Origin of the sequence: Actinomadura fibrosa, from assembly GCF_900659615.1 — a bacterium.
In the GTDB taxonomy this organism is placed as follows: domain Bacteria; phylum Actinomycetota; class Actinomycetes; order Streptosporangiales; family Streptosporangiaceae; genus Spirillospora; species Spirillospora fibrosa.
Genome location: NZ_CAACUY010000110.1, coordinates 1 through 20,813 on the forward strand (window position 1 = coordinate 1; position 20,813 = coordinate 20,813).

The 20,813-nt window shown below is 72.4% G+C and carries 19 protein-coding genes; 13 read left to right on the top strand and 6 right to left on the bottom strand.

The annotated features are described in order from the left end of the window. Nucleotides 1-27: 27 nt before the first annotated feature. The gene (locus E1300_RS29090; protein ID WP_207400019.1) at nucleotides 28-1,851 is read right to left on the bottom strand and encodes an AMP-binding protein; all 1,824 of its coding nucleotides are present in this window, start codon (nucleotides 1,849-1,851) and stop codon (nucleotides 28-30) included. Between the two features lie 263 nt (nucleotides 1,852-2,114). On the opposite strand from E1300_RS29090, the gene E1300_RS29095 reads away from it, so the two are divergent. From E1300_RS29095 to E1300_RS29115, 5 genes are all read left to right on the top strand, one after another. Further along, a complete protein-coding gene (locus E1300_RS29095) occupies nucleotides 2,115-3,317 on the top strand; it encodes a thiolase family protein (RefSeq protein ID WP_131760286.1) in 1,203 nt (400 codons plus the stop codon). Nucleotides 3,318-3,367: 50 nt separating this feature from the next. Beyond that, nucleotides 3,368-5,455, top strand: a complete 2,088-nt coding sequence (locus E1300_RS29100; protein WP_131760287.1) for a 3-hydroxyacyl-CoA dehydrogenase NAD-binding domain-containing protein — start codon at nucleotides 3,368-3,370, stop codon at nucleotides 5,453-5,455. 194 nt (nucleotides 5,456-5,649) lie between these two features. Then, nucleotides 5,650-7,152 carry an amino acid permease gene (locus E1300_RS29105; protein ID WP_131760288.1) on the top strand — a complete coding sequence of 501 codons (1,503 nt, stop codon included), beginning with the start codon at nucleotides 5,650-5,652 and terminating at the stop codon, nucleotides 7,150-7,152. A 61-nt stretch (nucleotides 7,153-7,213) separates the two neighbouring features. After that, nucleotides 7,214-8,584: an FAD-dependent oxidoreductase gene (locus E1300_RS29110; protein ID WP_131760289.1), complete on the top strand. Its 1,371-nt coding sequence runs from the start codon at nucleotides 7,214-7,216 to the stop codon at nucleotides 8,582-8,584. A gap of 85 nt (nucleotides 8,585-8,669) precedes the next feature. Then, complete coding sequence (locus E1300_RS29115) at nucleotides 8,670-9,035, top strand: hypothetical protein (protein ID WP_131760290.1); 366 nt, start codon at nucleotides 8,670-8,672, stop codon at nucleotides 9,033-9,035. A gap of 69 nt (nucleotides 9,036-9,104) precedes the next feature. Here the strand turns inward: E1300_RS29115 and dxs are convergent, their stop codons facing one another. Then, a complete protein-coding gene (gene dxs / locus E1300_RS29120; protein ID WP_131760311.1) occupies nucleotides 9,105-11,024 on the bottom strand; it encodes a 1-deoxy-D-xylulose-5-phosphate synthase in 1,920 nt (639 codons plus the stop codon). A 149-nt stretch (nucleotides 11,025-11,173) separates the two neighbouring features. On the opposite strand from dxs, the gene idi reads away from it, so the two are divergent. From idi to E1300_RS29150, 6 genes are all read left to right on the top strand, one after another. Then, nucleotides 11,174-11,767, top strand: a complete 594-nt coding sequence (gene idi, locus E1300_RS29125; RefSeq protein WP_131760291.1) for an isopentenyl-diphosphate Delta-isomerase — start codon at nucleotides 11,174-11,176, stop codon at nucleotides 11,765-11,767. Nucleotides 11,768-11,879: 112 nt separating this feature from the next. Continuing rightward, nucleotides 11,880-13,199: an ABC transporter substrate-binding protein gene (locus E1300_RS29130; RefSeq protein WP_131760292.1), complete on the top strand. Its 1,320-nt coding sequence runs from the start codon at nucleotides 11,880-11,882 to the stop codon at nucleotides 13,197-13,199. After that, the gene (locus tag E1300_RS29135; protein ID WP_242619458.1) at nucleotides 13,196-14,098 is read left to right on the top strand and encodes a carbohydrate ABC transporter permease; all 903 of its coding nucleotides are present in this window, start codon (nucleotides 13,196-13,198) and stop codon (nucleotides 14,096-14,098) included. Before E1300_RS29130 ends, E1300_RS29135 begins: the two co-directional genes overlap by 4 nt. Beyond that, nucleotides 14,095-14,937 (top strand): carbohydrate ABC transporter permease, encoded by an 843-nt coding sequence (locus E1300_RS29140; RefSeq protein WP_131760293.1) that lies wholly within the window; start codon nucleotides 14,095-14,097, stop codon nucleotides 14,935-14,937. Before E1300_RS29135 ends, E1300_RS29140 begins: the two co-directional genes overlap by 4 nt. Before the next feature lie 216 nt (nucleotides 14,938-15,153). After that, the gene (locus tag E1300_RS29145) at nucleotides 15,154-15,594 is read left to right on the top strand and encodes an ASCH domain-containing protein (RefSeq protein ID WP_131760294.1); all 441 of its coding nucleotides are present in this window, start codon (nucleotides 15,154-15,156) and stop codon (nucleotides 15,592-15,594) included. A gap of 61 nt (nucleotides 15,595-15,655) precedes the next feature. Beyond that, a complete protein-coding gene (locus tag E1300_RS29150) occupies nucleotides 15,656-16,288 on the top strand; it encodes a Uma2 family endonuclease (protein ID WP_165503046.1) in 633 nt (210 codons plus the stop codon). 7 nt (nucleotides 16,289-16,295) lie between these two features. Here E1300_RS29150 and mug read toward each other — a convergent pair whose 3' ends face one another. The 3 genes from mug to E1300_RS29165 all read right to left on the bottom strand — a co-directional run bounded on the left by mug (nucleotide 16,296) and on the right by E1300_RS29165 (nucleotide 18,634). After that, nucleotides 16,296-16,859, bottom strand: coding sequence for a G/U mismatch-specific DNA glycosylase (gene mug, locus E1300_RS29155; protein WP_131760296.1), 564 nt, complete (start codon nucleotides 16,857-16,859; stop codon nucleotides 16,296-16,298). A 41-nt stretch (nucleotides 16,860-16,900) separates the two neighbouring features. Beyond that, nucleotides 16,901-17,620 (bottom strand): sulfite exporter TauE/SafE family protein, encoded by a 720-nt coding sequence (locus E1300_RS29160; protein ID WP_131760297.1) that lies wholly within the window; start codon nucleotides 17,618-17,620, stop codon nucleotides 16,901-16,903. A 72-nt stretch (nucleotides 17,621-17,692) separates the two neighbouring features. After that, on the bottom strand, nucleotides 17,693-18,634 hold the full coding sequence (locus E1300_RS29165) for an aldo/keto reductase (RefSeq protein ID WP_131760298.1): 942 nt from the start codon (nucleotides 18,632-18,634) through the stop codon (nucleotides 17,693-17,695). Between the two features lie 84 nt (nucleotides 18,635-18,718). Here E1300_RS29165 and E1300_RS29170 point away from each other — a divergent pair, with 84 nt between their 5' ends. Continuing rightward, a complete protein-coding gene (locus E1300_RS29170; protein ID WP_131760299.1) occupies nucleotides 18,719-19,339 on the top strand; it encodes a LysE family translocator in 621 nt (206 codons plus the stop codon). Nucleotides 19,340-19,380: 41 nt separating this feature from the next. Here the strand turns inward: E1300_RS29170 and E1300_RS29175 are convergent, their stop codons facing one another. After that, on the bottom strand, nucleotides 19,381-19,983 hold the full coding sequence (locus E1300_RS29175; RefSeq protein WP_131760300.1) for a TetR/AcrR family transcriptional regulator: 603 nt from the start codon (nucleotides 19,981-19,983) through the stop codon (nucleotides 19,381-19,383). Nucleotides 19,984-20,071: 88 nt separating this feature from the next. Here E1300_RS29175 and E1300_RS29180 point away from each other — a divergent pair, with 88 nt between their 5' ends. Next, nucleotides 20,072-20,800, top strand: a complete 729-nt coding sequence (locus tag E1300_RS29180) for an SDR family oxidoreductase (RefSeq protein ID WP_131760301.1) — start codon at nucleotides 20,072-20,074, stop codon at nucleotides 20,798-20,800. The last annotated feature ends 13 nt before the right edge of the window (nucleotides 20,801-20,813 follow it).

The following is a 20,813-nucleotide window of genomic DNA, read 5'->3' on the forward strand; positions in this document are numbered from 1 at the left end:
CCGCCGAGCCGCCCGCGGCCGGGCGGCTCAGCCGGTGGGCAGCGGCCAGGACGGCGGCGCGGGCCAGGCGACCCGGCCCTCGGGCTCGGGCCGGCCGGGGTGGGCGGTCAGCCAGCGGTGCACGACCTTGCCGGTGGCGTTGCGGGGCAGCTCGGCGATGAAGTGCACGTCGCGCGGCACCGCGTACCGGGCGACCTGGGCGTGGACGTACGCGCGGACGGCCTCCGGGCCGAGCCGGGCGCCGGGCCGCAGGACGACGTAGGCGGCGAGCCGCTGGCCCCAGTCGTCGTCGGGGACGCCGACGACGGCGACCTCGTGGACCTCCGGGAGGCGCAGCAGGGCGTCCTCCACGTCGCGGGGGACGATGTTCTCGCCGCCGGAGACGATCATGCCGTCGCGGCGGCCGTCGACGAACAGCAGGCCGCGGTGGTCGATGTGGCCGAGGTCGCCGGTGGCGAGCAGCCCGCCGCGGACCTCCATGGGCTCGCCGCCGGTGTAGCCCTCGAAGAGCAGCTCGTTCGCGGCGAAGATCTCGCCGATGGTGGAGCGGCCGACCCGCCGGCCGTCCGCGTCGAAGATCGCCAGCGCGGTGTTGCGCGGCGGCCGCCCGGCGGTGCGCGGGTCGAGCCGCAGGTCGCGCGGGGTCGCGATGGACACCCAGGACGCCTCGGTGGAGCCGTAGACGTTGTAGAGGCGGTCGCCGAACGCGTCCATGAAGCGGGTGGCGAGCTCGCCGGGCAGCGCGGCGCCGCTGAGCGCGGCGATCCGCAGCGACGAGGTGTCGTGGGCGGCGCGGACGTCGGGGGCGAGTTCGAGGATCCGCTGGAGCATGACCGGGACGGCGAACACGGCGGTGTCGCGGTGCGCGGCGATCGTCCGGAGCGTCTGCTCGGGGTCGAACCGGCGGTGCAGGACGACCGGCGCGCGCAGCGCCCAGGCCATCTGGAGGGCGGCGTAGCCCCAGGTGTGGAACAGCGGCGCCTCGATGAGCATGGTCTGCCGGGCGCGCAGCGGGATGCGGGACGTCATCGAGGCGAGCGGCCACAGCCCCGGGCGGGGCGGGCGGCGGGCACCCTTGGGGCGTCCGGTGGTCCCGGAGCTGAGCATGATCGTCCGGCTCTGGATCTGCGGGGGCCCGGCGGCCGCCGCGACCTCGGCGTCGGTGACGGAGCGGATCACCTCGCCGATGCTCGGGCCGGCCTCCGCCAGAACGGGGATTCCGGGATCGGAGTCGAGGGGGGCGCTCGCCGGGGGCGGGACCGTCCCGGTGGCGACGGGCGCGGCGAGCGGCGCGCCGTGGCCGCCCGCACCGGGCGGGCGGTGGTCGGCCCACAGGACGGTCCGGCGCAGCGCGATGGGGACGTTCGCGAGCAGCGGCGCGAACTCGGCGTCGGCGACGATCAGGACGGGCCGCAGCTCGCCGAGGACGGCGCGGATCTGCCCGGTGCCGAACCCGGTGTTGAGCAGGACGACCTCGGCGCCGCGCCGGCTGCACGCGACGAGGGTCAGCGCCATCCCGCGGTGGTTGCGGCAGAGCACGCCGACGCGCGGGCGGGGCCCGTGCAGCGGCAGCCCGGCGGCGAGCCTGGCGCTCTGGTCGGCCAGCTCGGCGAAGGTGAGGACGCCCTCGTCGTCGATCAGCGCGGGGCGGGACGGGGAGCGCGCGGACGCGGCGGCGACGAGCCCGGCGAGCGTGGTGCCCCAGCGGCGCAGCGCGCCGAACTGGCGGAGCATCCGGCGGGGGCCGCCGGAGAACAGCAGGCCCGTGCGCGTCAGGAGGGCGGTGAGATCGCGGATGTGCCCGATCCGCCGGCGCAATCCCGGCCGATAGACGGGCCTCGCGTGCACCACCGTGCCCTCCTCCGGTGATTTCGAGCCACGTTACCCATGGGTCCGTATGCGAACAAGGGCACCGTCGTCCTGACCCGATGTCAGTGGTTACTGACGAGTAGTATTACGGGTTACCAGCGAGTAGCATCGTTGCCGTGGGTACTCGTGCCGCCCCGCCCAGCGCGGGCGGCACGAGGCTCAACGCCACCGGCTCCCCGCGCACCGCGTTGACCGGCTCGCCGCGTCGACCGGCTCGTCCCATCGACCGCAGGAAGGACGCCCCCGTGCCTCGCACCGCACGCGACGTCGTGTTCGTCGACGGCGTACGCACGCCGTTCGGCAAGGCCGGCCCCAAGGGCCTGTACGCGGAGACCCGCGCCGACGACCTGGTCGTCCGCGCGATCCGCGAGCTGCTGCGCCGCAACCCGTCCCTCCCGCCGGAGCGGGTGGACGAGGTCGCCATCGCCGCGACCACGCAGACCGGCGACCAGGGCCTGACCATCGGCCGCTCCGCCGCCGTCCTCGCCGGGCTGCCGAAGAGCGTCCCCGGCTACGCCATCGACCGGATGTGCGCGGGCGCGATGACCGCGGTGACCACCTCCGGCGCCGGGATCTCGTTCGGCTCCTACGACGTGGTCATCGCGGGCGGCGTCGAGCACATGGGCCGGCACCCGATGGGCGAGGGCGTCGACCCGAACCCGCGGTTCCTGGCCGACAGGCTCGTCGACCCGTCCGCGCTGGTCATGGGCTCCACCGCGGAGAACCTGCACGACCGGTTCCCGGAGATCACCAAGGACCGCGCCGACGCCTACGCCGTGCGCAGCCAGCAGAAGGTCGCCGCCGCCTACGCCGCCGGGAAGATCCAGCCGGACCTGGTGCCGACGGCGATCCGCTCCGCGGAGAAGGGCTGGGGCCTCGCCACCGAGGACGAGCCGCCGCGCCCCGGCACCACGCTGGAGGACCTGGCGAAGCTGAAGACCCCGTTCCGCGTGCACGGCAACGTCACCGCGGGCAACGCGGCGGGCCTGAACGACGGCGCGACCGCCTGCCTGCTGGCCGCGGAGGACGTGGCCCGCGAGCTCGGCCTCACCCCGCGGATGCGGCTGGTCGACTTCTCCTTCGCCGGTGTGGAGCCCGAGGTCATGGGCGTCGGGCCCGTCCCGGCCACCGAGCGGCTGCTCGCCCGCAACGCGATGACGATGGACGACATCGGCCTCATCGAGATCAACGAGGCGTTCGCGGTGCAGGTGCTGGCGTTCCTGGAGCACTTCAAGATCGCCGACGACGACCCGCGCGTGAACCCGTGGGGCGGCGCGATCGCGCTCGGCCACCCGCTGGCCTCGTCCGGCGTCCGGCTGATGAACCAGCTCGCCCGGCTGTTCGAGGAGCGCACCGACGTCCGGTACGGCCTCACGACGATGTGCGTCGGCATGGGCATGGGCGGCACCGTGCTCTGGGAGAACGTGAACTGGGAAGGCGCAAAATGAGCGACGAAGGCGTTCTGGGGGGCCGGGGGACCGCCCCCGGGGAGAGCACAGTGAGCGATATCGCCAAGATCTTCGAGGACGAGGTCGTCACGCACGCGCGTGTCCGCGACGTGGCCCTCCCGTACGGGGCGGGCACGCTCGCGCTGATCACGCTCGACAACGGCTTCGACCACACCAAGCCGAACACGTTCGGCCCGAACGGCCTGGCCGAGCTGAACGCCGCGATCGACCAGGTCGCCGCGCGCGACGACATCGCGGCCGTCGGCGTCACGGGCAAGCCGTTCATCTTCGCGGTCGGCGCCGACCTCAAGGGCGTCCCGCTGATCCGGCGGCGCGAGGACGCGGCGGCGATCGGGAAGCTGGGGCACGACGTGTTCCGGCGCCTCGGCGAGCTGGACGTCCCCTCGTTCGCCTACTACAACGGCGCGGCGATGGGCGGCGGCGTCGAGATCGGCCTGCACTGCACGTACCGGACGGTGTCGGAGGGCGTCCCGGCGTTCGCGCTGCCGGAGGCGTTCCTCGGGCTGGTGCCCGGCTGGGGCGGCACGTACCTGCTGCCGAACCTGATCGGCGCGGAGAAGGCGCTGAAGGTCGTCATCGAGAACCCGCTCGCGCAGAACCGCATGCTGAAGGGCCGGCAGGCCTACGAGCTGGGCATCGCCGACGCGATCTTCGAGTCGGCCGACTTCCTGGAGGAGTCGCTCGCCTGGACGGCCCGCGTGCTGAACGGCGAGATCACCGTCCGGCGTCCCGAGGTCGACAAGGGCAAGGCGTGGGACGACGCGGTCGCGATGGCGCGCTGGACGGTCGAGGGCAAGCTGCACGGCGCGGCCCCGTCCTACACCCGCGCCCTCGACCTCGTCGCCGCCGCGAAGGACCGCACGCGCGACGAGGGCTTCGCCGCCGAGGACGAGGCGCTCGCCGACCTCATCATGAGCGACGAGCTGCGCGCCGGGCTGTACGCGTTCGACCTCACCCAGAAGCGCGCGAAGCGGCCCGCCGGGGCGCCGGACAAGGCGCTCGCCCGCCCGGTGACCAAGGTCGGCGTCGTCGGCGCGGGCCTGATGGCCTCGCAGCTCGCGCTGCTGTTCGCGCGCCGCCTGGAGGTCCCGGTCGTGCTGACCGACCTCGACCAGGAGCGGCTGGACAAGGGCGTCGGCTACGCGCACGGCGAGATCGACAAGCTGCTCGGCAAGGGCCGGGTGTCGCCCGACAAGGCCAACCGGCTGAAGTCCCTCATCACCGGCTCACTGACCAAGGACGCGTTCGCCGACGCCGACTTCGTCATCGAGGCCGTGTTCGAGGAGATGTCGGTCAAGCAGAAGGTGTTCGCCGAGGTGGAGGAGTACGTCTCCGCCGAGTGCGTCCTCGCGACCAACACCTCGTCGCTGTCGGTCAGCGAGATGGCGTCGCAGCTCAGGCACCCCGAGCGGGTCGTCGGGTTCCACTTCTTCAACCCGGTCGCGGTGCTGCCGCTGCTAGAGATCGTCCGGGGCGAGCGGACCGACGACGCGGCGCTCGCGACCGCGTTCGCGACCGGCAAGGCGCTGAAGAAGTCCTGCGTGCTGGTCAAGGACGCCCCGGCGTTCGTGGTCAACCGCGTCCTGCTCCGGCTGCTCGCGGAGATCGTCCAGGCGGTGGACGAGGGCACCCCGATCGAGACGGCCGAGCGGGCCGCCGCGCCGCTGGGCCTGCCGATGCCGCCGTTCGTGCTGATGGGCCTGGTCGGCCCGGCGATCGCGCTGCACGTCAACGAGACGCTGCACGCCGCGTTCCCGGACCGGTTCCCGCTGTCGGAGAACCTGGCGAAGATGGTCGCGGCGGGCAAGACGGGCGTGTACCTGCCGGACTTCACCCTCGACCCGGAGGTCGTGGAGATCTTCGCGGGCGGGACGCGGCCGTCCACCGAGGAGCAGGTCCTGGAGCGGGCCCTCGCGGCGCTCGCCGACGAGATCCGCATCATGCTGGACGAGGGCGTCGTCGCGGCTGCGCAGGACATCGACCTCTGCATGATCCTCGGCGCGGGCTGGCCGTTCCACCTCGGCGGCATCACCCCGTACCTCGACCGGTCCGGCGTCTCGGAGAAGGCCACCGGGCGCCGCTTCCTGGAGCCGGGAGTCGCCTCACTGGCGGGCTGACGGCCACGTCACGGAGAGAGGCGCCTCGGACGGGATCCGGGGCGCCTCTTTTCCGGCGTTTCCGCACGTCCCGGACACCCTCGCGTTTCACCCGCTCATAAGGCGCGCACATACGGGCATAGGCGGGTCGGCCGGCGCACGCCCGACGCGCGCGCGGCCGGCCCCGCCGCACCGGACCGCGAGGAGCCCCGAGGATGAACCTGCTGCGCACGAAGTCGGTCGAGCAGTCGATCCGCGACACCGAGGAGCCGGGCCACCGGCTCCGGCGGGACCTGTCCGCGATCGACCTCATCGTGTTCGGCGTGGGCGTCATCATCGGGACGGGCATCTTCGTGCTCACCGGCCAGGTCGCCCGCGAGAAGGCCGGGCCCGCGGTCGCGCTGTCGTTCGTCCTCGCCGCCGTCGTCTGCGGGCTCGCCGCGCTCTGCTACGCCGAGTTCTCCTCCACCGTCCCGGTGGCGGGCTCGGCGTACACCTTCTCCTACGCCACGCTCGGTGAGTTCCCCGCCTGGGTCATCGGCTGGGACCTCATCCTGGAGCTGGCACTCGGCGCGGCCGTCGTCTCCGTCGGCTGGACGGGCTACGTCGTCTCGCTGCTGGACGACGCCGGGATCACGCTGCCCGACGCCATCGTCCACCCGCCGGGCGAGGGCGGCGGCGTCGTGAACGTCCCGGCGATCGTGCTGGTGCTGCTCGTGACCGCGCTGCTCGTCCTCGGCGTCAAGATCTCCTCGCGGGTCAACGCCGTCGTCGTGGCGATCAAGGTGTTCGTGGTCCTGCTGGTGATCGTCGCGGGCCTGTTCTTCGTCAAGGGCGAGAACTACCACCCGTTCATCCCGCCGTCGCAGTCGAACCCGTCGGTGGAGGGCGGGGCCGCGCCGCTGATGCAGGTGCTGTTCGGGATCACCCCCGTCAGCTACGGCTGGCTCGGCATCTTCGCCGCCGTCGCCGTCGTCTTCTTCGCCTACATCGGCTTCGACATCGTCGCGACCGCCGCCGAGGAGGCGAAGCGCCCGCAGCGCGACCTCCCGATCGGGCTCATCGGCTCGCTGCTCATCACCGCCGTCCTCTACGCGGCCGTGTCGCTCGTCGTCGCCGGCATGCAGAACTACAAGCGGCTCAGCTCGGACGCGCCGCTCGCCGAGGCGTTCAAGGCCGTCGGCCACCCCGCGTTCGCCACCGTGATCAGCATCGGCGCCGTCGCCGGGCTCACCACCGTCGTGCTCATCCTGCTGCTCGGCCAGAGCCGCGTGTTCTTCGCGATGAGCCGGGACGGGCTGCTGCCCGCGTGGCTCGCGGCCGTCCACCCCCGGTTCGGCACCCCGTACCGGTCCACGGTCATCATGGGCGTCATCGTCGCGGCGCTCGCCGGGTTCATCCCCCTCGCCAAGCTCGCCGAGCTCGTCAACATCGGGACCCTGTTCGCCTTCCTCGTCGTGTCCGTCGGCGTGCTCGTGCTGCGCCGCACCCGCCCCGACCTGCCGCGCGCGTTCCGCACGCCGCTCGTCCCGCTCGTCCCGGTCCTGTCGGTGCTCGGCTGCCTGTTCGTGATGGTCAACCTGCCGGTGGAGACCTGGCTGCGGTTCCTCGCGTGGATGGTGCTCGGCGCCGTGATCTACGCCGTGTACGGGCACCGGCACAGCCGGCTGCGCCCCGGGCAGGCCCCCGCGCCGTCCGGGAAGACCCTGAAGGACTGACGCCCGGCCCGCCGCGCCGTGATCCGGGTCACTTGTCCTTTGGCCCGCCGCCGTGTGCACAATGACCCGCATGGCGAATCCAGCGCGCGTCGCGGTCATCGGTTCGGGTCCGGCGGGCCTCTACGCCGCCGAGGCGCTCGTCAAGCAGTCCGGCGGGGACGTGCGCGTGGACGTCCTCGACCGGCTCCCCACCCCCTACGGCCTCGTCCGGTACGGCGTCGCCCCCGACCACACGTCGATCAAGTCGATCGCCCGGTACCTCCAGAAGGTGCTGGAGGGCCCCGAGGTCCGCTTCTTCGGCTGCCTGGAGCTCGGCCGCGACCTCACCCGCGCCGACCTGCTCGGCTGCTACGACGCGGTGATCTACGCGACCGGCGCCATGGTCGACCGGCACATGGCGATCCCCGGCGAGGACCTCCCCGGCAGCGTCGCCGCCACCGACTTCGTCAACTGGTACTGCGGGCACCCCGACGCCGCCGACCACGCCTTCGACCTGTCCGTCGAGGAGGTCGCGGTGATCGGCGTCGGCAACGTGGCCGTGGACGTCGTCCGCATCCTCGCCAAGACGGCCGACGAGCTGCGGGAGACCGACGTCCCCGAGCAGGTCATCGAGGCGCTGTCGGCCAGCCGCGTCCGGCGCGTCCACATGATCGGGCGGCGCGGGCCTGCCCAGGCCAAGTTCACCACCAAGGAGGCCCGCGAGCTCGGCGAGCTGCCCAGCGCGGGCATCCACGTCGACCCCGCCGACATGGACCTCGACCCGGCGAGCGCCGCCCTCGCCGAGACCGACCGGCACGTCCGCGGCAACGTCAAGGTCCTCAACGGCTGGACCGGGGAGCCGCCCGCCGACCGCCCCCGCCGCATCGACGTGCGCTTCTGGCGCGCCCCCGTCGAGATCCTCGGCACCGACCGCGTCGAGGGCCTCCGCCTGGAGCGGACGCGGCTGGACGAGAACGGCCGCGTCACCGGCACCGGCGAGTTCGAGACGCTGCCCGTCGGCATGGTGCTGCGCTCCGTCGGCTACCAGAGCGTCCCGCTGGAGGGCGTCCCGTTCGACGAGCGCGCCTACGTCGTCCCGAACGACGGCGGCCGGATCCTCGGCCCGGACGGCGCGCCCGTCCCCCGCGAGTACGTCGCCGGCTGGATCAAGCGCGGCCCGACCGGCGTCGTCGGCACCAACAAGTCCGACGCCGCCGAGACCGTCCGCAACCTCCTGGCGGACCTCGCCGCGGACCGGACGCCGCCCGAGCACACCATCGAGGAGCTGCTGGAGTCGCGGGGCCTGCCCGTCGTCACCTACGCCGACTGGCTGAACCTCGACGCCGCCGAGATCGCGCTGGCCCGCAGCCTCGACCGCGGCGAGCGCGTGAAGCTGGCCCGCTGGGAGGCGATGACCGCGGCGTGCCGTCCCGCGGAGCGCTCGTCCGGCTGATCACGCGGGTGACGTTGGACTCGCCGGAAACATGCCCCCGCGAAAGTAGTGACGGGAGTGTGACGGGGGCGCTACCGTGCGGCGTGTGACCGCCGGTCCAGAACTGTACGGGTTCCCTCCCCCCGAGACCCTGCCCGACCTGAGGTGGCTCGGCCCCAACTACGTCTCCGTCCTGGTGTACGACCTGACGCGCGGGCTGCTGCGCCAGGACGCCCGCACCACGGTGATCGGCGTGCGCTGCGAGGGCGAGCCCGACCTGCGGCCCTCGGTCGACCCCGCGGGCGTCATCCGCGCGCACGACGCCTGCTTCCCGCTCCAGATCTTCGTCCGGGACGGCGCCGGACGCGGCTGGCGCCTGCGCGGCCGCTGGACCTACTCGGGACGCGACCTCGGCACCACGGCCGCGACCATCACCCACTTCTGGCAACTGCTCTCCGCCGAAGGCGTCTGACCCGCCAAGACCGACCACGAACGACCACGACCACAGCCACGGCCACGCCCACGTGAGCGGGCCTCGCGGTCAGTCGGAGGTGGCGGGCTCGTGGGTCTCGGCGGGGGCGGTGATCCGGGCGACGGACTCGGTGATGTCGCGGGCCAGGGCCTGCGGGGTGAGGCCGATGTCGGTGAGGATCTCGCCCCGGGAGGCGTGGTCGAGGAACTCCTGCGGGATGCCGAACGTGCGGATCGGCACGTCGATTCCGGCGTCGCGGAGCAGCCGGGCGACGGCGTCGCCGACGGCGCCGGTGCGGCCGTTGTCCTCGGCGACGGCGACGAGGCTGTGCGTGCGCGCGAGTCCGAGCAGCGCCGGATCGAGCGGCTTGACCCAGCGGGGGTCGACGACCGTGACGCCGATGCCCTGCGCGGCGACGAGCCCGGCGGCCTCGACGGCGGGCGCCGCCATCGACCCGGCGGCGACCAGCAGGACGCGGGTGCCGTTCGAGCCGTCGTGGCGGGCGAGGACGTCCATCCCCCCGGCCTTGCCCACCGCCTCCAGGTCGGCGGCGGCCGGGCCCTTCGGGTAGCGGATGGCGGTCGGGCCGTCCGACACGGCGACGCACTCGCGCAGCAGCTCGCGCAGCCGGGCGCCGTCGCGCGGGACGGCGACGCGCAGCCCCGGGATGAGCTGGAGGATCGACAGGTCCCACATGCCGTTGTGGCTGGCGCCGTCGTCGCCGGTGACGCCGGCCCGGTCCAGCGCGAACGTGACGGGCTGCCGGTGCAGCGCGACGTCCATCAGGACCTGGTCGAACGCCCGGTTCAGGAACGTGGCGTACACGGCGACGACCGGGTGCAGGCCGCCCATGGCGAGGCCCGCCGCGGAGGTGACGGCGTGCTGCTCGGCGATGCCGACGTCGTAGACGCGGTCGGGGAACGCCTCGGCGAACGGGGCGAGCCCGACCGGGTAGAGCATCGCGGCGGTGATGCCGACGACGTCCCGGCGCTCGCGGCCGATCGCGACCATCTCCTCGCCGAACACCGTCGTCCAGCCGGGGGCGCCGCTGCCGGGGGCCTTCTTGCCGGTGGCGGGGTCGAAGGCGCCGCCGCCGTGCATGCAGTCCTCGGTGTCGTTCTCGGCGGGCGCGTAGCCGCGGCCCTTGGTCGTGATGCAGTGCACGATGACCGGCTTGCCGAAGCCGCGGGCCCTGCGCAGCGCGCGTTCGACGGCGTCCTCGTCGTGGCCGTCGATCGGGCCGACGTACTTCATGCCGAGGTCCTCGAACATGGCCTGCGGCTGGAGGACGTCCTTGAGGCCCTTCTTGATGCCGTGCAGCGCCTCGTAGGCGACGTTGCCGACCACCGGCGCCCGCGGCACCGTCTTCTTGATCAGGTCGAGCGCCTGCTCGTAGCCCCGCGTGACGCGCAGGTCGGCGAGGTGGCTGGCGAGCCCGCCGATCGTCGGCGAGTAGGAGCGGCCGTTGTCGTTCACGACGATGATCACCGGGCGGTCGACGCCGGCGGCGATGTTGTTCAGCGCCTCCCAGCACATGCCGCCGGTGAGCGCGCCGTCGCCCACGACGGCGACCACGGCGCGGTCGTCCTCGCCGCGGAGCTGGAAGGCCTTGGCGAGCCCGTCGGCGTAGGAGAGGGCGGTGGAGGCGTGCGAGTTCTCGATGAGGTCGTGCTCGGACTCGGCGCGGCTCGGGTAGCCCGACAGCCCGCCGCGGCGGCGGAGCTTCGCGAAGTCGTGCCGTCCGGTCAGGACCTTGTGGACGTACGCCTGGTGCCCCGTGTCGAAGAGGATCTTGTCGTGCGGCGAGTCGAAGACCCGGTGCAGGGCGATGGTCAGCTCGACGGCGCCGAGGTTCGGGCCGAGGTGACCGCCGGTCTTGGAGACCGCCTCGACGAGGAACTCGCGGATCTCCCCGGCCAGGCGAGGCAGCTGCGCGGCGTCCAGTCGCTTGAGGTCACGGGGACCGTGGATCGACTCCAGCAGGCTCACGCGTGTCAACTCCTCCATCAGGGACCTTGCTCCCCACGTCTCGGCCGTTCCGAGTTTAATCCCGGTTCGCCCGCGACGTGCCGGAGGGCCTGTGCCGATCGGGTGTGAAACTCCTGTCCTCACCTGCGGTCATGGGGTAGGAAGTGTGCATGGGCGTCGAAGAGATCGTGCTGCTCAACGCAGCGGACGAGGCCGTCGGGACGGCTCCGAAGGCCACCAGCCATCATAGGGACACCCCTTACCACCTGGCTTTTTCATGCTATGTGGTGGACACGGAGGGTCGCGTGCTGATCACGCGTCGCGCGCTCGGGAAGCGCACGTTCCCCGGCGTCTGGACGGGGAGCTGCTGCGGCCACCCCGGGCCGGGCGAGGGCCTGCGCGAGGCGATCCTCCGGCGATTGCAGGACGAACTAGGCATACCGGACGCCATCCTCCGGGCCGCTCCGGTGACCCCCGTCCTGCCCGGGTTCCAGTACCGGGCCGTCGCCGACGACGGGACCGTCGAGCACGAGCGCTGCCCCGTCGCCCGCGTCGCCGTGCCGTCCGGCACGCCGGTCCGGCCGAACCCCGAGGAGGTCGAGGCGGCCGAGTGGTGGACGTGGGAACGGTGCCTCGACCTGGTCGACCGGCCCGAGTCCTCGCCGTGGTACCGGCTGCAACTCGCCGAGCTCGCCCCGCTGGGCCCGCCGTCCGGCTGGCCGGACGCCGGCACCGCCCCGCTGCCGCCCGCGCTCACCTGGTGACGGCACGGCGCACGGCTCGATAACTCCGAGATCACTTTTCGGCGACCGGTGTTGACCGGGCGCCCGTCCGACCGGACGCTTGCTTCCCTGAGGGCAGCGGAAGGGACGGGCGATGCGAGGACAGGCTTCCAGACGACCGCTGGGCAGGCGCCGGTGGACGGCCTTCGCGGCCGTCGCGCTGAGCGGCGCGCTGGCCGTGTCGGGCTGCGGCGGGAACGACGACAAGGGCAAGAACGACACGTCCGAAGTCGAGGTCTTCTCGTGGTGGACCGGTCCAGGCGAGGCGGACGGGCTCGCCGCCATGAAGGCGGACTTCGAGAAGAAGAACCCGGGCACGAAGTTCGTCAACGCCGCCATCGCGGGCGGCTCGGGCACCCAGGCCCAAGCGGTGCTCGCCAGCCGCCTCCAGAACCGCAAGCCGCCGGACTCCTTCCAGGGCCACGCGGGCGCCGAGCTGCTCGACTACATCAAGGCCGGGCAGATCGAGCCGCTCGACTCCTTCTACGGCGACAACAACCTGAAGGCGGCCTACCCCCAGCAGCTCCTCGACCAGATCAGCTACCAGGGCAAGATCTACTCGGTGCCGGTGAACATCCACCGCTCCAACATGCTCTGGTACAACCCCGGCATCCTGAAGGACGCCGGGATCTCCGGCCCGCCCGCGACGATCGCCGACTTCATCACCGCGCTCAAGGCCGTCAAGGACAAGACGAAGAAGGTGCCGCTGTCCCTCGGCGCGCAGTGGACGGCCGACCACCTGCTGGAGAACGTCCTGCTCGGCGACCTCGGCACCGACGCCTACAACGCGCTCTGGAAGCCCGGCGCCGACTGGAACACCCCGGCCCTCACCAAGGCGCTGAACGACTACGCCGAGATCATGAAGTACACGACCACCGAGGCCGCGTCCACCGACTGGCAGGGCGCCGCGAAGGCCGTGGTGGACGGCAAGGCCGCCTTCAACATCATGGGCGACTGGGCCTACGGCTACTTCACCGGCAGCGCCCCGAACGGGCTCGGCAAGAAGCTCGACACCGACTTCAAGTACGCCCCGTCCCCCGGCACCGACGGCACCTACATGTGGCTGTCGGACAGCTTCACTCTCCCCAAGGGAGCACCCCACCGCGGCGGCGCGCTGGCGTGGCTGAAGGAGGTGTCCAGCAAGGAGGGGCAGGACCTCTTCAACCCGAAGAAGGGCTCCGTCCCCGCCCGTAAGGACGCCGACAAGACCCTCTACAAGGGCTACCTGGAGTACGCGTTCAACGAGTGGAACAAGCCCGGCATCAAGCTGGCCGGCTCGTTCTGGCACGGCGTGAACGCCAGCAAGAAGCAGCACACCGACATCGACACCGCGGTGGGCCTCTTCCTCCAGAACAAGGACGTCGGCAAGCTCCAGGCCGCGCTCGTGAGCGCGGCGAAGAACAGCGGCCAGTGACCCGCTGGCTCCCCCACCGCGCCCGGAGGTGGCTGCCCGGCCTGCTCCTGGTGTCCCCGTCCATCGTGGCGATCGGCCTGTTCGTCTACGGGCTGATCTTCTGGAACACGCGGGTCGCGCTCAGCGGCAAGCATGACGAGGTCTCGCCCTACGGGTTCGACAAGGGCAAGAACTTCGTGGACCTGTGGCACCAGCCGAGCTGGCCGGGCGCGGTGAAGCACGCGCTGCTGTTCACCGCCGTCTTCGTCCTCGGCGCCCTGCTGCTCGGCGCGTTCCTCGCGTTCCTCATGGACAAGGGGATCCGCGGCGAGGCGTCCTTCCGGGTGATCTACCTGTTCCCGATGGCGATCTCGTTCATCGCGAGCGGGGTCGTGTGGCGGTGGCTGATGAACCCGGCGCCGCCCGAGCGCGCCGTCGGGTTCAACCAGCTGTTCGACAAGCTGCACCTCGGCGGACTGTCGAACGACTGGTGGCAGAACCCCGACTGGGGCATGGCCGCGATGGCCCTGCCCGCCATCTGGCAGATGTCGGGCTACGTGATGGCGCTGTACCTGGCCGGCTTCCGCAGCGTCCCCGAGGACCTGCGGGAGGCCGCCCGGGTGGACGGCGCGTCCGAGTGGAAGGTGTACCGGTACGTGGTGTTCCCGCAGCTGCGCCCGGTGACGCTGTCCGCGCTGATCATCCTCGGGCACATCTCGCTGAAGGTGTTCGACCTGATCATGGCGATCGCGGGCAAGCAGATCATCACCTACGTCCCGGCGATCGCGACGTACGTGGAGGTGTTCGACCGGCACGACCCGGCGAACGGCGCCACCATCGCCACGTACCTGCTGCTCGCCGTGGCGCTGCTGGTGATCCCCTACCTCGTGTGGTCGGTACGGGCGGAGCGGACGCGATGACGGCGCCGACCACGGCGGGCGCGGCGACGCTCCGCTACCTGAAGCCCGCGATCCTCCTGCTCTTCGTGGTCGTCTTCCTGATCCCGGTCTACGTGCTGGTCGTCACCAGCTTCAAACCGCTCCAGGAGGCCGACCCGAGCACCGCGTGGAGCCTGCCGAGCCACTGGAGCACGTCCGGCTGGAGCTCGGCCTGGGACACGCTCAGGCCCGGCCTGGAGAACAGCGTCAAGATCGCCGTGTCCGGCTCGCTGATCTCGGCGGTGCTGGGCTCGCTGAACGGCTACGTCCTCTCCAAATGGCGGTTCCCCGGCGCGGACGTCGTGTTCACGCTGTTCCTGTTCGGCATGTTCATCCCGTACCAGGCGGTCATGATCCCGCTCGCGGGCCTGCTGACCGACATGGAGCTCGTCGGGACGATCCGCGGCCTCGTCCTCGCCCACGTCGTGTACGGCATCCCGATCTGCACGCTGATCTTCCGCAACTACTACGTCACGATCCCGGACGAGCTGATCGAGGCCGCCCGGGTCGACGGCGCCGGGATGCTCCGCACGTACTGGTCGGTCGTCCTGCCCGTCTCGGCGCCCGCGTTCGCGGTCGTGCTGATCTGGCAGTTCACCTCGATGTGGAACGACTTCCTGTTCGCGGTGTTCCTCGGCGCGCCCGACAGCTGGCCCGTCACCGTCATGCTGAACAACACCGCGGGCTCCGGCGCGGTGGCCGTCCAGTACAACCAGCAGATGGCCTCGGCGCTGCTGGCGTCCCTGCCCACCCTCCTCGTCTACCTGCTGCTCGGGCGGTTCTTCATGCGCGGCCTGATGGCCGGCGCGCTGAAGGGATGACGGTGGCCCGGCACGCGACGCGATCATGTCAACCCGCGGCAATCCTCACGCGTCACAGGAGTGATCAAAAGGATCGGCATGGAATTCGACGCCATCGGTTTTGTCTCGTCCGTTGGCATATCGCCCGAGATGCGCCTAACCTCTCGGGCATCGTCGCGCGGAAAGCCCGGCCCGGCCCGCGCGACCGTGAACAGGGCGTTCACTGGAGGTGACCGCGTGCAGGCGATCAGTGTGCAGCAGCCCTGGGCGTTCGCGATCGCGCGAGGCGGCAAGACCGTCTCCAACCAGGCGCTGCCGACCGCCTACCGCGGCCCGCTGCTCGTCCACGCCTCGATGCGCGTCGACCTGAAGGCCTGCGACTCCCCGCTCGTCCAGGCCGCCGGCTGGGACCCCCGCGACTCCCTCGCCACCATCGGCGCCGTGATCGCCGTCGCCGACCTCGCCGACGTCTGCTCCGCCGCCGTCGCGGGCGCCTCCTGCGACTGCGGCCCCTGGGCCGACCCGGGCGTCCACCACTACCGCCTGGCGTCCGTCCGCGCCCTCCCCCGCCCCATCGTCGCCCTCGGCCGCCCCGGCCTCTGGGAACCGAAGCCGTCCCTGGTCACCGAGGTGGAAGCGATGTTCGCCGCCACCGCCGCCCTGAACCACACCCCCTGACCGTCACCACCCCACTACGCTGTGTGCCGAACTCGGACGCAGCGTTGATGGGAGCCGGTCAGTGAAGGTCACTCACGGGCAGGAAGACCTCGGTCCGTACACCGCCGACGATCTGCATGACCGGGAGGACGAGGGGCGGGGCCGCGAACTGGAGAACGGCTGGCTGCTCGAATCCTCGCCGAGCGCGGCGCACAACTGGGCCGTCATGAGAGTGCACGACCTCATCAGGGACGCGGTCTCGCAGGCCGGGGCAGCGGCGTTCGTCGCCGCCGGCGGATGGGAGGTCACGACACCCGCGGGCATCCGTAAGCCGGACGTCTTCGCGATTCCAAGGAGAATCGCCAAAGCGGCGATCGTGGAGCGCGACGTCACCATCATCCCCGGGCACGAACTGTTGCTGGTCGTGGAGGTCGTGTCCTCACCGGGCAGGAGCGAGCGGACCGATCGAGTGTGCAAGCTCAAGGAGTACGCGGCGCTCGGGATTCCCCAGTACTGGATCGTCGACTACACGCCCGTCCCCAAGGTGCAGGTGTACGTCCAGGACGACGCGATCGAGCCCTTCCCACTGGGCCGGGTGTACGGCAGCTACCGCTTGGACCAGGTCGTCGAGGCCGGGAACGTGCTGGAGGTCGAGGTGGAGGCCGACAAGCCGTTCACCGTCCGGTTCGCCCCTCAGGTGCTCACCGAGTTCTAAGAACGGCTCAAAGAGGCTTGGCGGCTTCGGCGGCTTTGCGTAGGCGGGTGAATTCGGCGGCTATTTTTTCGGGGGTCCAGCTGGCGTTCAGGCCGCTGGGGTTGGGGAGGACCCAGAGTCTCGCCGGGCCGAAGGGCTCGTCCTGCGGGCCTATCGCGGTACGGGGGCGGCCGAAGGCGGTGCGGTAGGCGGTGACGCCGGCGACCGCGAGGTAGGCGGGACGGTACCGCTCGACCAGGGCCATGAGGCGGCGGCCGCCCTCGCGGAGCTCCTCCTCGGTCAGCTCGTCGGCGCGGGCGGTGGTGCGGGGCGCCAGGTTCGTGATGCCGAGGCCGTAGCCGGGCAGGAGGTGCTGCTCGGACGGGTGCAGGAGGCGGTCGGTGAAGCCGGAGCGGTGCAGCGCGGGCCAGAACCGGTTGCCCGGACGGGCGAAGTGGAGGCCGGTGGCGCCGGAGTACAGGCCCGGGTTGATGCCGCAGAACAGCACGCGGAGCGTCTCGCCGTCCGGGGGCAGCAGGTCGGGGATCACGCGGTCGCGGGCGGCCTCAAGGTCGGCTTTGGTGGGGCGCATCCGTCCAGATTAGGGACGAACGCGGGCGGCTCGGACGCGGATCAGAGGAGGTTCCGGACGATCAGGGCCGTCGCGGAGGCGGCGATGACGAGCAGCAGGGCCGCGCGGGTGCGGCCGCCGTCGAGGTGGCGGCGCAGGGGGCCGGCGACGAGGAAGCCCGCGAAGACGAACGGGGTGAGCGCGAGGCCGGCGGTGACCTGCTCGGCGGGCAGGCGGCCGGCGGCGGCGAGGGTGAGCAGCGACAGCAGCGCGCCGAGGGTGAAGAACGCGGCGAGGGTCGCGCGGACGCGGGGGCCGCTCTCGCGCTGGTAGAGCAGCGCCAGGGGCGGGCCGCCGATCGCGGTGGCGGTGCCGGTGGCACCCGCGACGAGGCCCGCGGCGGTGAGCGTCGTCCGGTTGCGCGGGACGTCGCCGGACCACGTGGTCGCGGCGACCGCGGCGAGGACGAGCCCGCCGATCACGACGCCGAGCACGCGGGACGGGACGGCGGCCACGACCCAGACGCCGAGCGGCGTCCCGGCGACGCGGCCGCCGAACGCCCAGCCGAGGCCGCGCAGGTCGGCGTGCCGGATCTCCTGCGCGAGCGTCGCGAGCGGCAGCACGGTCGCGACCACCAGGATCGAACCGGGCATCAGGGACGGGAACAGCATCGTCACGACGGGCGTGGCGACGAGGCCGACCCCGAGGCCGACGCTGCCCTGGACGATCGCGCCCGCCAGCGCGGCCAGCCCGCCGAGCAGGAGGAAGTCGAGATGGGGCACGTCGCAGGACGGTACATCCCGGCTATTCCGGTCGGCGACCGCGCCATCCGCGCTCGGCGGGTGCGCCGGGTGTCAGGTGGACGCCTCCGTCAGGGCCGCCAGGTGCTCCTCGGTCAGCTCGGTCGTGGCCACGGCGAGCAGGGCGGGCAGCTGGTCGGTCGTGCGGGCGCTGGCGATCGGCGCGGCGACGGTGGGCTGGGCGGCGAGCCAGGCCAGCGCGACGGTCGCGACGGGGACTTCCAGCTCGCCCGCGACGAGGTCGAGCGCGGCGAGGACCTTGCGTCCGCGTTCGGTCTCCAGGTAGGAGGCCGCCTTCCCGGCGCGCGCGCTGTCCACCGTGGAGCCGGGACGGTACTTACCGGTCAGGAACCCCGACGCGAGGCCGTAGTACGGGACGGCCGCGAGACCGTACCGCTCGGCGATGTCGCGGCGCGGGCCCTCGTAGGTGTCGCGGGAGACGAGGTTGTACTCCGGCTGGATGGCCACGTACTGCGCGGTGCCCTCCCGCTCGGCGAAGGCGAGGGACGCCTCCAGCCGGTCGGGCTCGATGTTGGACACCGCGATCTGCCGGACCTTGCCCGCGGTGACCAGCTCGTCCAGCGTCGCCATGATCTCCTCGACGGGGACGGACGGGTCGTCGTAGTGCGTGTAGTACAGGTCGATGTAGTCGGTCTGGAGGCGGCGCAGCGAGTCGTCCGCGGCCGCCTTGACCACCGGGGCGGACAGGCCCTGGTGCTCGGGGTGCCGCCCGACCTTGGTCGCGATGACGACGCCGTCGCGGTTCCGCCGGGACGCCAGCCACTCGCCGATGATCGTCTCGGACTCGCCGCCGGAGTTGCCCGGTACCCAGGCCGGATAGACGTCGGCGGTGTCGACGAAGTTGCCGCCGCCTCCGGTGTAGCCGTCGAGGACGGCGAAGGAGGCGTCCCTGTCGGCGGTCCAGCCGAAGACGTTCCCGCCGAGCGCGAGCGGGGAGACGTCGAGGTCGCCGATCTTCCTGGTGATGTCAGCCATGTCTTGGTCCAATCAACGGATCGGGACGGCCATTCCCCTCCCGGCCGGGAAGATTCCCGCGGAGGCTCGCGGCAGAATGACGGCATGCTCACCGCTTGCCTGGCTTTTGCCGCCGTGGCCGCGCTGGTCACGATCACCCCAGGGCTGGACACGATGCTCGTCCTGCGCGCGACGGTGACGGGCGGCCGCCGCGCCGGCTGGCTCGCCGGGACGGGCGTCACGGCCGGCTGCCTGCTGTGGGCGGTGGCGAGCGCCGCCGGGCTGACCGCGCTGCTCGCGGCGTCCCGGCTCGCGTTCGACGTGCTGCGGGTCGCGGGCGCCTGCTACCTGCTGTGGCTCGGCGCCCGCGCGCTCTGGACGGCCCGCCGCCGCCCGTCCGGTGGCGCGGACGTCCCCGAGCCGCGGCTCACCGGTCCCGCCGCGCTACGGACGGGCCTCGTCACGAACCTGCTCAACCCGAAGATCGGCGTCTTCTACGTGAGCCTGCTGCCGCAGTTCGTGCCGGACGGCGCGCCGGTGTTCGGGACGAGCCTGCTCCTCGCCGCCATCCACACCGGCGAGGGCCTGCTGTGGTTCGCGCTGCTGGTCGGCGCCGCCGGGACGGCCCGCCGCGCCCTGTCCCGACCGGCGGTGAAGCGCCGCGTCCAGCAGGTCACGGGCCTGGCCTTCATCGCCTTCGGCCTCCGCCTGGCCACGGAGCGCTGAGACGCCCGGCCCGGCGGCACCGTCGGCGCCGCGGTCCGGCGTCAGGGGGTCAGGGTCGCGGCGGCCTGGTCGGACAGGGCGCGGGCGAGGCGGGACGCGTCGGCGTCGCCGAGGGGCGCGTGGCCGGTGAGGATGCGGTACCAGAGCACCCCGTACGCCTGGTCGACGATGAGGTCGAGGTCGGCGTCCGGCGCGATCTCGCCGCGGTCGCGCGCTCGGGCGAGGACGCCGCGCAGGACGTCGCGGCGGGCGCCGACGAACGCGCGCATCTGCTCGCGGGCGTGCTGGTCGCGCTGCGCCTCGGCCATCGAGTGGCGCAGGACGGTCGCGGTGAGCCGCATCCCGGCGCGGCGGAACGTCGCGGTGAGGAACTCGTCCAGGTCGCCGCGCAGCGTGCCGGTGTCGGGGACGGGGATGTCGTGGCCCGCCCGCTCGGCCATGGCCTCCAGCAGGACGGCGCCCTTGGACGGCCACCAGCGGTAGATCGTCTGCTTGCCGACCCCGGCGGCCGCGGCGATGGTGTCGATCGTCACGGGCGCGTCGTCGGTGCGTCCGAGCAGCTCGACGGCCACGTCCAGGATAGCGCGCCGCGCGGCCTCGTTGCGGCGGCGTCCGGTGTGCGGGCGCCTCGTGTCGCCGGTCATGGGCCCCAGCCTATCCATTTGACGGAACCGGAGGTCTCGATAAATACTTGTCGAGACGAACAGTCTCGATAACGAGGAGGCGACGGAGATGTCGCTCAAGGGGCAGCGTGTTCTGGTGTGCGGGGGCAGTTCGGGCATCGGCGCGGCGACGGCCGCGCTGTTCGCCGGGCAGGGCGCGGACGTGGTGATCACCGGGCGGAGCGAGGAGCGGCTCGCCAAGGCAGCCGCGGACATCGGCGGCGCGGTGACCGCCCGGAGAGTGGACGGCGCCGCGCCGGACGAGGTGGCAGCGTTCTTCGCGGAGGACACGATCTACGACCACCTCGTGCTCGCCCTGAGCGGCGGATCGGGCGCGGGCCCGCTCGCCACCCTCGACCTGGACGAGCTGCGCGCCGGTTTCGACGCCAAGTTCTGGCTCCACCTGCGGATCCTCCAGGCGGCGCTGCCGCGGCTGGCGGACGACGCGTCGGTCACGTTCATCACCGCCTCGTCGGCGCGGGCGGCGCTGCCGGGCACGGCGGGACTGGCCGCGATCAACGGCGCGCTGGAGGCGGTCGTGCGCCCCCTCGCGGTCGAGCTGGCGCCGCGGCGCGTCAACGCGGTCTCCCCCGGCGTCATCGAGACCCCGTGGTGGGACGCCCTGCCCGCGGACCAGCGCGCGGCCATGTTCGCCGAGCACGCCGCGGCGCTCCCGGTCGGCCGCGTCGGCCGTCCCGAGGACGTCGCGCAGGCGATCGTGATGGCCGCGACCAACGGGTTCATGACCGGCCACGTCATCGAGGTCAACGGCGGCCTGAGCCTCGCCACCGGCCGCTGACGCCTGGCCGCCC